The organism is Stratiformator vulcanicus, from assembly GCF_007744515.1.
GTDB lineage: Bacteria > Planctomycetota > Planctomycetia > Planctomycetales > Planctomycetaceae > Stratiformator > Stratiformator vulcanicus.
In genome coordinates this window covers 510,482-524,809 of record NZ_CP036268.1, presented here as the reverse complement: position 1 = coordinate 524,809, position 14,328 = coordinate 510,482, and the positions used below count along the sequence as shown (strand labels likewise).

The following is a 14,328-nucleotide window of genomic DNA, read 5'->3' as shown; positions in this document are numbered from 1 at the left end:
AATTCGACTCAAAGAATTTTAGGGGATGCTCAAGATCTTCGAAAGGCGTTTCGGGCAGATCGCGACGCTTGGCGTCAGCAGCTTCTGGATGAGGGATTTAAAGCTGCGGAAATTGACGAGGCTTTTAAGATTCTCGATAAACTCAACAAGAAAAGTGGAATATACTAATGATACCCCCAATTGATGCTTCGCGCCTGATCGAATGCTTGGGAAAGCCGATAGACAGTACTCCGGATCAAGCTTGGTTTAATGGAGATATTGGTGAGCGAGAAACGGGGCTGGAAGGGGATATAATGTATTTACACCTTCCAGATATCGGCGTGAATATTAATGCGTCGTTGTCAGGATTTATAGAGTCCATTTTCTTGTGCGGAGGACATGCGGAAAGTTACTCGAAATTCGAGGACAATTTCTCACGCTTTGAGGGACTGCTGCCATGTGGGTTGAGATTTAGCTATTCGAAGGAGGATGTTCGCAAGCAATTGGGCGATCCGACTCTTTGCTGCGAGCAGCATCAAGATTCTATTCTTGGACGAAATCCACCGTGGGATCGGTACGACGATGACAAAAAGTCTATCCATTTACAATACTCAAGTGACTGCCAAAATATTACATGCGTCACGCTAATGCATCCAAGTGCAGTTCCTTAATTAGAGAAGATTCGATTAGATCTAAATGGCAGAAGTTCCGACGATGCCCTGCGTGGTTGGACCGACGGGTTTCTCGACACCGTCAACCCGTTCAGCCACGTCGACTGGCTGAATGTGCCGGACCTCGGGCCGGCGTATCGTCAGGCCGATGCCTATGCGACCGGGCAGACTGTCGGGGTGGTGACCGGTGTCGCCGTCGACTTCGCGATCAGCATTTACGGACCGGGGCTGGTTCGTTGTGGCGCCTTGTTCGCAAAGTCTCGTGCGGCTCGCACGGCGATTATGGCGAGAGAGAGCATTGACCTGGCCGGGGGCCTGCACAACTCCTATCAGAACTTCCAAGACGGCAAGTTCGGCGTGATGGACGCCATCACCGTCGCCGGCGTCGGCCTCAACGTCAGTGCATTGGGCCGGGCCTCGAAGAAGTGCTTCACTGCGGGGCACATGATCGTGACGGCTCCGCCGGCTGACATGGCGGCGAATGTCAGGTACGCTGCAATGTCGACCGGGCCGGATGAGGCGGGGGATACGATTACCATCGCCGCCGCGCTGGCCGGAGCGTTGGGAGTGCTGGTTATTAAGGGTCGTCGAAATCGACGCGCTAAGTATCAACCAATCGTGATCGGCAACAGCGTCCGTCGATTCCCGCGACCTACGTCGCTCCATGTCGCCGCTGCTTAGGCTGATCTTTTTTCAGTCTTAACGCGGTGCTGTTCTCTGCACCGCGTCGAAACGGCCGGGTTCAATCGCCCAACCGGCGAGAGTCTGCGGTGCGATGAGCGCAGGAACCAATTTTCCGCCTGCCCTCCACCGATTCGAACTCGCTTGAATCGCGGCGGCTTTTACCGGCAAATGTGAACATGTATCACATCTGTACGCGCGGGTTGGACACGGGCTGGCACCGCGGGTCGTTAACTTCTACCCGTCCGAGATTATTCAAGACCTGGAACGCGGTATGAGTGAATTCAAGCAGATCGAACGTCAGTTTCTGCTGCTGCGGATTCTCTCCGCGCGGAAGCTCGGTTGCACGGTCGAGGATTTGGCACAGGAACTTGATGTCACCGAGAAAACCATCCGGCGAGATGTCGAGTTCCTGCGAACGATGGGCTTCCCACTCGAAGCGGTGGAAGAATCTTACGGACGAAAACGCTGGAAACTTACAGAGCCGAATGAGGCCGTTAAGATCGGAGCGACCTACGACGAATTACTCTCCCTATTCGTCGCGCGTCGGATGCTCCTGCCACTCGCCGGGACGCATTTATGGGACGGCCTGAATCGACTGATGCGGAAGGTCCGGGCGTCACTCAGCGAGGACATGCTGAAGCATCTCGACCGGCTCCCCGCCGGCTTCCACGACACCCGCCAGCGATTCAGCGACTACAGCAAACAGGCGGACGTCGTCGATCGGCTGTGCATGGCGGTCGACGAAAATCGGATCGCCGAGATCACTTACCAATCGATGCGATCGACCGAACCGGTCACTTATCGCGTCTTCCCGTACGGCCTGACCAACCACCGAGGGACGCTTTACCTGACGGCCGACTCCGAGGAGCACGGCACATTCCGGACCTTTAAGGTCGACCGCGTCAGTTCGGTCACCGTCGAGAATTTTAAGTTCGTGCGAGACCCCACATTTAATCTTAAGAAGTTCCATGAAGGCAGCTTCGGCGTCTATGTGGAAGAAGGCCCGCCGACGACCGTCCGCATCCGCTTCGCCCCGCAGGTCGCCCGCTACATCGACGAGCATTATTGGCCTGGCTGCACAGCGAAGTCCTGGGGAAACGACGGAGCATTGACAACCACCTTCGTTCTTACTTCCACCGAAGAGCTCAAGAGCTGGATTCTGTCGTTCGGCGGTAAGGCCACGGTCTTGGAGCCGGAGGAACTGGTCGCGGCGATTCGGGCTGAGGCTGAGGAGTTAGTGTGGCGGTATCAGGCGGCGGAACGGGAATGACTGCATACTGAAATTGACGTGAACTTCGGAAACTCATCGAGAAGTTCGGAAACCCATCGAAAGGAACCTACTGATGACCCTCACCCTCGACACCCTTCACGCCGCCGTCAGCGGTACCGCGGCGGCTTTTCGTTGCCGGACCCGGCTTCAACCCGCCGGCGGCCAAGGCGATAAGGTCTTTCCTCCGACTTATGCCGGCGCGGTGTACGCGACCGAAAAACGTTGCGTCCCTGCCCCCACCGACGAAAACCCCGACCTGACCGCAGAGGTCGACTGCGTTTTGCTCGATTCCGTCCAGAGCCAGGCCAATCGCATGGAGGAAGCCTTGCAGCGGGCGTTCGACGAGGGGCGTCTCCGCCTGCCCTTGATTGAAGTCAACTTCGATCCCTTCTATCCGGGCGACGAAGCGCTCGAAGACAAGGGGATGCGGCTGCTCGACCCGGTCGGCAAGGTGACATCCTTGGAAGCCCCGCACCGGATCGCCGATGCGATCTTGCGCGACAGCCTGCTCGATGGCGTCCCCTTCCGCCAATCGGAACGCGGCCGGGCGGTCGACCGCGTCTCACTGAAGAACGCGACCCCGCTGTTCGAACTCTGCCCGACCGCCCTGCTGTTCGGAATGTGGGACTCGACGGGTCCGAAGGGGGGCCTGGGGGCGAAATTCGAACGGGCGATCGTGAGCGAAATCGTCGGGATCGACGCCACACACGGCGTGCGCACGGCGAGTCGCGTCGATCCGATCGTCCGGAAGAACCCGGAGCTGTACCAAGCCGAAGACGGCGGGTGGACGGTTCTGGAGCCGGAAGCCGCCAAAGATTCAAAGAAGAACCCAAAGCCTTTCGGGAAAAAAGTCTCGGAAATAAACCTTGGCAACGTGACCCCGGACGTCACGTCATCAGGCGGCGTCACGATCGCCTACGCGGAGCAGACGATCGTGCTCTCCCTTCCCGCTCTGCGGCGATTGCGATTTCCCGTCGACGGTGTGTTCTCCGTCGAACGGGATCGGGCGGGCCGGACGGTGCTCGCGGCGCTCGGTCTCGCGGCGGCGGCGCTGGCCGATGAATCGGGCCTCGACCTCCGCTCGCGGTGCCTGCTTTACCCAACCAAGGGCGACCTGCAGTGGGAACGCCTCGATCGTTCAGGCGTCGAAGCCTTCCACCTCCCCGCTGAGGATGCGATCAAGGTGTTTCACGACGCCGTCGACGCGGCCCGCAACGTCGGCCTGCCCTGGATGGAGCAGCCCCTCGTCCTCACGCCATCGGATGCCTTGGTGAAGCTGGTCGCCAAGAGCCAGCAGCTCGCCGCGCAGCAGGGAGGGGAGGACTGATGCCCGATCTCACCATCGCCTGGGAGTACCTCACCGGCTACGCCGTCGCGACCGACCCGACGAATCGCGATCAGGCCGAATGGCCGCCCCACCCGGCCCGCGTCTTCATGGCACTCGCAGCGGCCTGGTTCGAAACCGAGCCCGGTGTCGATGCCGATGAGATCGCGCGGCAGGACTATGCCGCCGAAGCCGATGTGCTCCGCGTGATCGAACGGCTCGGCGAACCGGAGCTGCATTTGCCTCGGGTCGACGCCGCGTCCGAACGGTCGATCGTCACGGTCTATGTTCCGGTCAACGACAAGGCCGGCCCCTCCGCGGCGACGATTCAGGCCACGCCGGCGATGACGCGAAGTCGACAGCCGCGGACCTTTCCCCGCCGGTACGTCGGCTCCGAGCCATGCCGCCTTCATTGGGCCGAGGCGGACGCGATCGAATCACATCGCGACGCCCTCGACCGCCTGTGCGCCAAGGTGACCCGCATTGGGCATTCGAGTTCGCTTGTGCGGATGTGGGTCGCCGATGATGACGCAGGGCCGGACGCGGGAGAGGTCTGGGTTCCTGAAGAACTGTCGTCACAGCATTTCTGCCGCGCGATTTCTCCCGGGCTTCTGGATTCGCTTCCCGACCAAACGCAAATTCCGCGTATCGAGCGATTCGCCGAGTTGGTCGCAGAAATTCAAGACGCCGAACGCGACGTCGCCGCGATGAAGGGGTCCGGGGACAAAACCCTGCAGAAAGCCGCGAGAGAACGTCAGAAGATTGCGAAGAAAGCCTACGAGGAGCAGACGGGAGAAAAATACAAAGCGAACGCAGCGACACCGGCCCGACTACGGCCCCACGTCGGCCAGCGGACCGGCTACGCCCGCGTGAAGGCTCGGCCGTCCGAGCTGCGCTCCTCACACTTCGATTCCGACCTGTTGATCCTCGCCCAGGAATCGGGCCCCCGGCTGCTACTCGCCACAACGCTCAAGGCAACCGCGGCACTCCGCCGGGCCGTGATGGACGCCGCAGGCGGCGAGGTGCCCGATTGGGTCAGCGGGCACGCGGCCGATGGAAAGCCGGCCGATCGACAATTCGGCCACCTTTCGTTTCTTCCGCTGCCGTTCGTCGGGAGGGAGCACGCCGATGGCCATTTGCTCGGGCTCGCCCTTGCCTTTCCCGAAGACGTGACCCGCAGCGAACGCGGGCAAATCCTCGGCCCGCTCCTGATCGACGAATCAGGCCGCGCGAAAGCGGTCACCCTCGATCTGCACGGGATCGGCAAGGTGACGCTGCAAAAGCGGTCGTGGGACGAACCGAGTCAAACGCTCGACCCCGAGACGTGGACCGGGTCAGGAAACCGACGTCCCGGTTCCGAGTGCTGGGCGTCGGTCACACCGGTCGTCCTTGATCGCTTCCCCAAAGCCGACCGCCGCAACGACCGCATCGCGTGGGAAGAAGAGGTCCGCGAGATCATCCGCGGCGGCGTTGATCGAATCGGCTTGCCCCGGCCGGAGCAGATCGACGTCGACACGACGAGCTGGCATCGCGGGAGCCCACGCGCGACGAGCAAGCGGCGCAAGCTGCGAACCGACAGAGGCGACGCCGCGCCGCAGACCGTCGCGACCGGCGGCGGGTTTCCGCCTTATCCGTCGAAAGGCACCAACGCTTCGCGGCCGCAGGTGCACGTCTTCCTGCGGTTCGCCGACCCGGTTATCGGCCCGATCGCCATCGGGGCGGGGCGCTACCGCGGCTACGGATTCTTCAAGCCCTGGAGGGCCGGATCGTGAATGAAACGCGCCTCGACTTTGCGTCTTTCTTCGAAGAGTTGCACGGACACCCGCCTTACGACTGGCAGCACCGCCTCGCGGAGAATGCCATCGAAGGGGACTGGCCGGGAGCCGTCGATCTGCCCACCGGCAGTGGGAAGACGGCCTGCATCGACATCGCGGTCTTCGCGCTCGCCGCCCAAGCCGATCGTTCGCCTGCCGAACGTTCTGCCCCCCGCCGGATCTTCTTCAGCGTCAACCGGCGCGTCATCGTCGACGAAGCGTTCGAACGATCTCGGAGGATCGCCAACGCCCTGTGGATCGCAGAACAGTCCGACGCCGGCGACAAGCCGGCCCTTCGGCAGGTCGCGGCAAACCTGCGGCGAATCGCCGGGACCGAACCCGAGGATCCCGCTCCGCCGCTCGACGTACTCGAGCTCCGCGGCGGAATCTACCGCGACAATCGCTGGGCCCGCTCCGTCGTCCAGCCGACCGTCGTCTGCACGACGCCAGATCAGCTCGGCTCGCGGCTCCTCTTTCGCGGCTACGGGGTCTCCTCGAAAGCCGCCCCGATCCCGGCAGCGCTGATCGCTTACGACTCCCTCCTGTTTCTCGACGAGGCCCACATCAGCGAACCCTTTCGACAGACGTTGGAGAACGTCTCCCGCTTCGTCGATCCCACGAAATGGGCCGAAAGGGACATCGGCGTCCCGCCTTTCACCGTCGTCCCCATGACCGCCACGCCCAACGAAGCGATGCAAAGCCGTGGCGTCGTCCGGCTCGGTGAGGCGGACCGCGCGAACGACCGCCTGAAGCGTCGGCTCGAAGCGTCGAAACCGGCGACCCTGAGACCGCCCTCGAAGAACCTCCAGAAGGACGTCGTCAGCGAAGCGACGGAATTGTTAAACAACGGCCCGGCGGCGATCGGCATCATCGTCAATCGCGTCGCCACCGCGCGGGAGATCTTCGCCACGCTCGAAGCGCTGCCGAAAGAAACGGGAAATAAGAAGTCGAAAAAGCCGAGCCTTCCCGAAGGAACCGCGATCGAACTCGTCATCGGCGCCACGCGGCCGATCGACCGGGACGATCAGGCGCGTCGACTGCGAGCGCTCGTTGGAGGAATCGAGCGCCCCGACAAGTCCGAGGTGTCCAGCATCGTCGTCGCGACGCAGTGTCTGGAGGTCGGTGCCGATTACGACTTCGATGTCTTGCTTACCGAGTGCGCATCGCTCGACGCCCTGCGGCAGCGGTTCGGCCGGCTTAACCGCGGGGGCCGTCCGGTCGAAGCCCGGGCCTCGATCTTCATCTACCAGAAGGATGTCAAAGCCGAAGACAAGCTGAAGGACGACAAGCCGCTCGACCCGATCTACGGGAACGCCCTCGCCCGCACGTGGAACTGGCTAACCGAGGCAAAGTCCGAAGCGGACCAGGTCGACTTTGGCATCGACGCCTTCACAAGGCTTCTTAAGCAGAGCGATGACTCCGGGCGGATTCCGGCCGCCCAGCTGCCACCCTCGGCGCTCCTCGACGCGCCGGTGATGATGCCCGCCTACGTCGACCTGTGGTGCCAAACCGAGCCGACTCCGGAACCGGACCCCGATGTCGCCCTCTTCATTCACGGCCCCCAAGAGACCGAACCCGACGTCGCGGTCTGTTGGCGGGCCGACCTGATCAACGAAGACGGCTCCGGGCCGAAGAATTGGTGTGACACCGTCGCGCTCCTCCCGCCGACCTCCGCCGAATGTCTGAGGCTGCCGATCTCACGCGTCCGACGCTGGCTCGACGGCGCGCTCGACCAAGTCAATCAATACGCCGACACGCTCGGTCAACCCGAACCGGACGACGGCTCCAAAGAGACGAAAGGTGATCGCCCGCCCTTGGGGGTTCTCTGGAAAGGGAAACGAGATTCCACGCTCCTATCAGAGCCGGCAGATCTTAAGCCCGGATCCACGCTCGTCCTTCCGGCCGATATGGAAAACTCCGCATGGCTCGGGCATCTCCCTGATTGGGAGCAGGTGCAGAATGAGGGAGAGACGCGGACCCGAATCCGAGACCGCGCCGAACAGGCCTTTCGCACCGCCAAGAACCGCGCCGCGGTCCGACTCCATCCCGCGCTGCGGCACCTGTACCCCGCCGATGCGCCGGCGATCGAAGCGCTGTTCCAAGCGGCATCCCGGCACCTTCACGAGAAGCTTTCGAATGACGATTGGCAAGGGTTTATCGACGCGGCCGCAGATAAGCACGCCGAGTTTTCGGCCTTCGCCTCGCTTGGCAACCCGCGGATCGAACTCTACCCCGACCGCAAGGGCGTCGTGCTTTATGCCCGCAACCGTCTCGACCCGCACCACGGCCAAACCCTCCCCACGCTCGACGACGAAGAGGACGAAACTTCGCGTAACCAGCTGGGAGAAATCTCCCTGAAAGATCACACGGCCCATGTCGTCGCCGAGATCGAACAGACGCTGGCATTGGTCGGCCAAAGTCTCCCTCACGAACTCTTCGGCAACGCCGCGAAATGGCATGACTTGGGAAAAGCCGATGAACGCTTTCAGGCGATGCTCTGGCGGGGCGACCGCACCGATGCGTGCCTTCGGGCCGGGACCTCAGCCCGGATCCTTGCCAAATCCGATGGCGTTCCCCTCAGTCGGACTGCAATTAAAGACGCGTATCGACGCGCCGGCCTCCCGTGGGGCTTCCGGCACGAAATGTTGAGCATGCAACTCGTCGAGGCCCACGGCCTGGCTGCAGGCGAAGGCGATCCCGAACTGACCCTGCATCTCATCGCCGCGCACCACGGTTATGCCCGCCCCTTCGCGCCCGTCGTGCCCGATGAAGAACTCCCCGCCGTCCGCGTCGACGACGTCGCGCTGACGGCAGCCCAGCGGTCCGAACTCATCCCCGCCCACCGGCTCGACTCCGGCGTCGGGGAACGCTTCTGGCGACTTACCCGCCGGTACGGCTGGTGGGGCCTGGCCTACCTCGAAGCCCTCCTCCGCCTCGCCGATCAACGGGCCAGCGCGAAGGAAGACAACGCATAAATCCTTCAACGGGAAACGGAAGATTTGATGACCGCAACTCAGACCGCCGAACCGTCCGAAGGCCTCCTCCTGCCCGGCCTGGACGGCACCAACCCGCTCGGCTTCCTCGCCGCCGTGGGGCTCCTGCGGGTCGTATCCGAAATTGGTGCGCGAGATATGGTCCGTCTCTGTTGGGAATCCGCACGCGGCACGTGGCTGCCACGGTTAACAGGGCACGGCATTGCTTCTGTCGACTTCCCAAACGTCGTCACCGACCAGTTGAAGAACATGCCCCGTGACTGCTGGGTGATCGACAAAAAGTTGCCGTTCGATCGCCTCAAGTTCCGCGAGCATCTTATTAAAAAACAGCACGCCGCCTCAGGCGAATCGCGCGTCGCAGCGGACTTGCTCGCGGCTCTAGGGGTGGATATAGCCTCGAAAGGTGGAAGTGCCTTCATCGACACCGCGCTCAGAATGGTCCGGTCCGGAGACGCGCAAGGACAGGGGTTCCTTCATTACGCACACGAGATCATCCAGCAAGCTACGCTCGAAGAAGTCCGGCACGCCCTTTTCGAAAGGTGGGTTTTTCGACCCGCAGGCTCGCCACTTCGTCTCGCTCCCGAAGAGGCAAAGTCCTACGCCTATCGGGCCGACGATCCCAAGACCGAAAAGCCCGAGTCCGTGCGCGGCGCGAACTTCTTGGCGCTCGTAGGGCTACCATTCTTCCCAATTGTTCCACGACCCAGCTCTGCCGCAACGGTGGGCTTTCGCAAAACTGCGAAACGGAACGATCCGGCTTTCGTCTGGCCGATCTGGAATCGCCCGCTTTCTGCTTCACTCGTTAAGTCCCTCTTAACACTCTCCTGGCCCACCACCGATGACGGGCGCCGTGAAGCAACGGAAAGGGGAATATCCGCCGTCTATCAATCCGACCAGTTCCGCCCGAGCACCTACTACAAGAACTTCACCCCCGCCCGCCGCATCGTGTGAGGCAGCCGATGACCGACGCGACGCTCACCACCCCCCTCATCCCCGCCCGGATGCTCAATGAGTTCGCCTACTGCCCCCGGCTCGCTTACCTCGAGTGGGTGCAGGGGGAGTGGGCCGACAACCTCGAAACCGCCCAAGGAACCTTCGGGCATCGGCGGGTCGATCGGCCCGATCGAAAATTTATCCGCAGGCCGAAAGAAGGTGCCGAAGAAGAGCAGAGCGAAGCCTGTGACGATGAGCCGCCGAAGCTTCATGCCCGTTCGCTCGATCTGTCCGCACCCGCCGAAGGTCTCGTCGCCAAGCTCGACCTCGCCGAGATCGAAGGCAACGTCGCCACTCCCGTCGACTATAAACGCGGCCGCGTCCCCGATGTGCCGGCGCAGGCTTACGAACCCGAGCGGGTTCAACTCTGTGCTCAGGGATTAATTCTCCGCGAGAACGGCTTTCAGTCCGACGGAGGAGTGCTCTACTTTATCGCCTCGAAAAAGCGCGTCGTCGTGCCGTTCGACGATGAACTTGTCAGTCGTACGCGATCACTTGTTTCCGAATTAACACAGGCGACCGAATCCGAGCAGATGCCGCCGCCGCTCGACGACAGCCCGAAATGTCCCCGTTGCTCGCTCGTCGGCATCTGCCTGCCGGACGAGACGAACTTTCTGAAGCGCATCACCCCGAACAACGATTTAGAGGACCACACCTCCGCTTCGACCCGCAACGGACTCCGCAAACTTCTTCCGTCTCGTGACAACGCGTTGCCACTGTATGTGACGAAACAGGGAGCCTTCGTGGGTAAGTCCGGTGAACGGCTGACGGTTAAATTTAAGGGTGAGCAGCTTTCTGATACCAAGCTGATCGACGTCAGCCAGGTCGCGCTATTCGGCAATGTCATTGTCTCGGCCGCCGCTGCGAAGGAGCTTTCGGTCCGGAATATTCCGATCTGTCATTACACCTACGGCGGCTGGTTCCACTCGATGACGACGGGGCACGACCACAAGAACGTGGAACTTCGCATCCGGCAGTTCGGCATCGCGAGCCGACCCGAGGAGTCGCTATGTCTTGCCCGCGATTTGATCGTCGGCAAGATTAAGAATTGCCGGACCTTGCTCCGGCGGCATCTCGGCGACCCGGGCGCCGACGTCCTTCGTCGATTAAAAGTTGCCGCCGCCGAGGCTGCTGCGGCCGACTCCGCCCCGACACTTCTCGGCCTCGAAGGCGCGGCTGCGCGAGATTATTTTCAGGCATTCTTTCCTCTGATTAGCGGTCCGTACGAATTCGATATCAGTTCCCGCAATCGGAGACCGCCGAAGGATCCGGTTAACGCGGTCCTCTCCTTCGTCTATGCCCTGCTGGTCAAAGAGCTGACCGTCTCTTTAAGAAGCGTCGGCTTCGACCCGCTGCTCGGATTCTTCCACACACCCCGCTACGGTCGCCCCTCATTGGCACTCGATCTGGCCGAGGAGTTCCGGCCACTCATCGGCGACTCCGTCACACTCACTCTGTTTAATAACGGTGAGCTGACCCCGGGCAGCTTCATTTCTCGCGCCGGTGCCGTGGCTTTGACCGACACCGCCCGCAAAGCCGTTCTCGCTGCGTTCGAACGTCGCCTCTCGACCGAAATCACGCATCCGATTTTCGGCTATAAGATCTCTTACCGCCGCGTCCTCGAAGTGCAAAGCCGATTGCTCTCCCGACGGGTGCTCGGCGATCTCCCGGAGTACGTCCCTTTTACGACGCGTTAATTAACGCAAAGGGGAAGCCATGCGAACGCTCTATGTCATCGCCTATGATATCTGTGACGCGAAGCGGCTGCGCCGGGTCCACCGCCAGATGAAAGGCTTTGGCGATCCGCTACAGTACTCGATCTTCCGCTGTGAACTGACACCGCTGGAACTTCAGGACCTGAAAAGCCGGTTGTGGAATATCTTAAAACTTGATGATGACCGGGTCATGGTCTTGAGACTCGGTCCGGTCGGCGGCGCCGCCGATGACAGCATCGAGTACTGGGGAGCCCCTCTTGTCGAACCGTCTGAACCGGCTGCCACTATCGTTTGAGATGGCGGCAAAATCGCATTATACTCTTCGAGCGGTTCGGTGCCGCGCAAACCCCCGTGAGCCCTCGCATGCGGAACTCGTTCTTTGACAACCACTTACGCAGCCGGGTCGTTGGCAACGCCCTCGGCTGCCCGTCGATCCCCGAACCGCTCGAATCGCGGACGTTAAGTTGTGGTTTCAGAACGATTTGCGAAGCGAGCACCTTCCGCGCGTCCTAACGCGCGGCCCCATTGAAGCACCACCCAGCGAAGTCCTGTCCCTGTCAGCCGAGTCCCTTCCGCGCGTCCTAACGCGCGGCCCCATTGAAGCCCGCCGATCTTGCAGCGGCCGATGTCCTCCTTGAGCCCCTTCCGCGCGTCCTAACGCGCGGCCCCATTGAAGCGAATGAGATCACCATCACGTAATCAACTTCCGAGTTGCCTTCCGCGCGTCCTAACGCGCGGCCCCATTGAAGCGAACATCAAAGATGTAGGAGTTGTTCATTGGTCAGCCTTCCGCGCGTCCTAACGCGCGGCCCCATTGAAGCGAATATGTTGATGTTTCCTTTGAACGGTATAGAGGAACCTTCCGCGCGTCCTAACGCGCGGCCCCATTGAAGCGAACCGTTCTGTGGATCCGCGGCCGTCTTGTTCGCCCCTTCCGCGCGTCCTAACGCGCGGCCCCATTGAAGCGAAAACGCCGTGCGCGACTTGCGGCTACAGGTGAAGCCTTCCGCGCGTCCTAACGCGCGGCCCCATTGAAGCGGGATATGAGTCGTTTCCTGTTTGCGCAAGGCCTCCCTTCCGCGCGTCCTAACGCGCGGCCCCATTGAAGCATCTGCCGGTGTGTCGTCTTTGATCATCTCAAAGATACCTTCCGCGCGTCCTAACGCGCGGCCCCATTGAAGCGCGGCGGTGTCGGGTGACGTACTTGATCGCGCTGAACCTTCCGCGCGTCCTAACGCGCGGCCCCATTGAAGCTTCACCGCTCCCGATGCCGGAGGCTCCGGTTCAATCCTTCCGCGCGTCCTAACGCGCGGCCCCATTGAAGCTTAACTTCCTTCTGATTGTTTGCGTACTCCATTGCTGCCTTCCGCGCGTCCTAACGCGCGGCCCCATTGAAGCCTTGCCAAACGCGGTGAGCCGATTCACAACCGCCCACCCTTCCGCGCGTCCTAACGCGCGGCCCCATTGAAGCCCGTACTCCTCGCCATCTACTGAGGAGCCGAACCCGCCTTCCGCGCGTCCTAACGCGCGGCCCCATTGAAGCTTTCCCGTTGGTTCACTCTCCCCTCACCCCCGGAGGCCCTTCCGCGCGTCCTAACGCGCGGCCCCATTGAAGCCGTATTCTATAAGCAAACACTGAGCGGCCTCTACTTCCCTTCCGCGCGTCCTAACGCGCGGCCCCATTGAAGCGACAGCCGCGCCCTCGCCAGTCCACCATGCTCCGTTTCCCTTCCGCGCGTCCTAACGCGCGGCCCCATTGAAGCGGCCAACCGACAGGGGGCACATTCACCGTTCCGATCACCCTTCCGCGCGTCCTAACGCGCGGCCCCATTGAAGCCCGCTCAAGCCGTCGAGATAGGGCTGACGCGATGACCCCTTCCGCGCGTCCTAACGCGCGGCCCCATTGAAGCCGGTTCAATTTCAATCAGGGGTACATTCATCGATAGCCTTCCGCGCGTCCTAACGCGCGGCCCCATTGAAGCACTAGCGAAGCAAGCGACAACTCAAACCCCTTGAAAGGCCTTCCGCGCGTCCTAACGCGCGGCCCCATTGAAGCGTGACGCCGTAGCGGTCCACGGCCCTTAATGACTCCCCTTCCGCGCGTCCTAACGCGCGGCCCCATTGAAGCTCGATTGCATCGCCGAACGCCGCCGCGTCCTTGGCCTCCTTCCGCGCGTCCTAACGCGCGGCCCCATTGAAGCTCCGACCCAGTAGTCGCACCGGGCCTTTGGAGGCCCCCTTCCGCGCGTCCTAACGCGCGGCCCCATTGAAGCGATGGTGACTACTCGTCTGACACCATCCTGAACGGCCCTTCCGCGCGTCCTAACGCGCGGCCCCATTGAAGCTCGGCTTTGCGCTCGACGCGATCGAGACCTTGCTCCCCTTCCGCGCGTCCTAACGCGCGGCCCCATTGAAGCGACGTCGGTCCGGTGACTTTTCCCGCCTATGCGGGGCCTTCCGCGCGTCCTAACGCGCGGCCCCATTGAAGCGATAGCGGCGGGCGAGTTGCGTGGTCAACTTTTTGCGCCTTCCGCGCGCCCTAACGCGCGGCCCCATTGAAGCGATAGCGGCGGGCGAGTTGCGTGGTCGACTTTTTGCGCCTTCCGCGCGCCCTAACGCGCGGCCCCATTGAAGCGATGATGTCTGTGATCGGCCCGCCCCATCGGCTGCCCTTCCGCGCGTCCTAACGCGCGGCCCCATTGAAGCAAGCAGGTCGACCCGGCCCACGTGTTTAATTTCATGCCTTCCGCGCGTCCTAACGCGCGGCCCCATTGAAGCGCCAGAAGGATCGAACGGTGGGCCCGATGGAACGGAGCCTTCCGCGCGTCCTAGCGCGCGGCCCCATTGAAGCGCGAAGGAATCTGGCGTCGAACTCCGGCGGGCGG

9 protein-coding genes and 1 CRISPR repeat array are annotated in these 14,328 nt (G+C 62.0%); all 9 genes read left to right on the top strand.

Annotation, left to right across the window (positions count from 1 at the left end):
- Window positions 1-167: 167 nt before the first annotated feature.
- The 9 genes from Pan189_RS01900 to cas2 all read left to right on the top strand — a co-directional run bounded on the left by Pan189_RS01900 (window position 168) and on the right by cas2 (window position 11,738).
- Window positions 168-650 carry a DUF6392 family protein gene (locus Pan189_RS01900; protein WP_145362277.1) on the top strand — a complete coding sequence of 161 codons (483 nt, stop codon included), beginning with the start codon at window positions 168-170 and terminating at the stop codon, window positions 648-650.
- A 114-nt stretch (window positions 651-764) separates the two neighbouring features.
- Complete coding sequence (locus Pan189_RS01895; protein WP_145362276.1) at window positions 765-1,331, top strand: hypothetical protein; 567 nt, start codon at window positions 765-767, stop codon at window positions 1,329-1,331.
- 274 nt (window positions 1,332-1,605) lie between these two features.
- The gene (locus tag Pan189_RS01890) at window positions 1,606-2,604 is read left to right on the top strand and encodes a helix-turn-helix transcriptional regulator (RefSeq protein ID WP_145362275.1); all 999 of its coding nucleotides are present in this window, start codon (window positions 1,606-1,608) and stop codon (window positions 2,602-2,604) included.
- A 73-nt stretch (window positions 2,605-2,677) separates the two neighbouring features.
- Window positions 2,678-3,931 carry a type I-G CRISPR-associated RAMP protein Csb1/Cas7g gene (gene cas7g / locus Pan189_RS01885; RefSeq protein WP_145362274.1) on the top strand — a complete coding sequence of 418 codons (1,254 nt, stop codon included), beginning with the start codon at window positions 2,678-2,680 and terminating at the stop codon, window positions 3,929-3,931.
- On the top strand, window positions 3,931-5,700 hold the full coding sequence (csb2, locus tag Pan189_RS01880; RefSeq protein WP_145362273.1) for a type I-G CRISPR-associated protein Csb2: 1,770 nt from the start codon (window positions 3,931-3,933) through the stop codon (window positions 5,698-5,700). Before cas7g ends, csb2 begins: the two co-directional genes overlap by 1 nt.
- Complete coding sequence (gene cas3g, locus Pan189_RS01875; protein WP_145362272.1) at window positions 5,697-8,717, top strand: type I-G CRISPR-associated helicase/endonuclease Cas3g; 3,021 nt, start codon at window positions 5,697-5,699, stop codon at window positions 8,715-8,717. The genes csb2 and cas3g overlap by 4 nt, the downstream gene beginning before the upstream one ends.
- A gap of 27 nt (window positions 8,718-8,744) precedes the next feature.
- Window positions 8,745-9,686 (top strand): type I-G CRISPR-associated protein, Cas3-extension family, encoded by a 942-nt coding sequence (locus Pan189_RS01870; RefSeq protein WP_145362271.1) that lies wholly within the window; start codon window positions 8,745-8,747, stop codon window positions 9,684-9,686.
- A gap of 8 nt (window positions 9,687-9,694) precedes the next feature.
- The gene (gene cas4g/cas1g / locus Pan189_RS01865) at window positions 9,695-11,425 is read left to right on the top strand and encodes a CRISPR-associated endonuclease Cas4g/Cas1g (protein ID WP_310820951.1); all 1,731 of its coding nucleotides are present in this window, start codon (window positions 9,695-9,697) and stop codon (window positions 11,423-11,425) included.
- A gap of 19 nt (window positions 11,426-11,444) precedes the next feature.
- Window positions 11,445-11,738 (top strand): CRISPR-associated endonuclease Cas2, encoded by a 294-nt coding sequence (gene cas2, locus Pan189_RS01860; protein ID WP_145362270.1) that lies wholly within the window; start codon window positions 11,445-11,447, stop codon window positions 11,736-11,738.
- 201 nt (window positions 11,739-11,939) lie between these two features.
- Window positions 11,940-14,294: a CRISPR direct-repeat array (repeat unit 36 nt; unit sequence CCTTCCGCGCGTCCTAACGCGCGGCCCCATTGAAGC).
- Window positions 14,295-14,328: the final 34 nt, after the last annotated feature.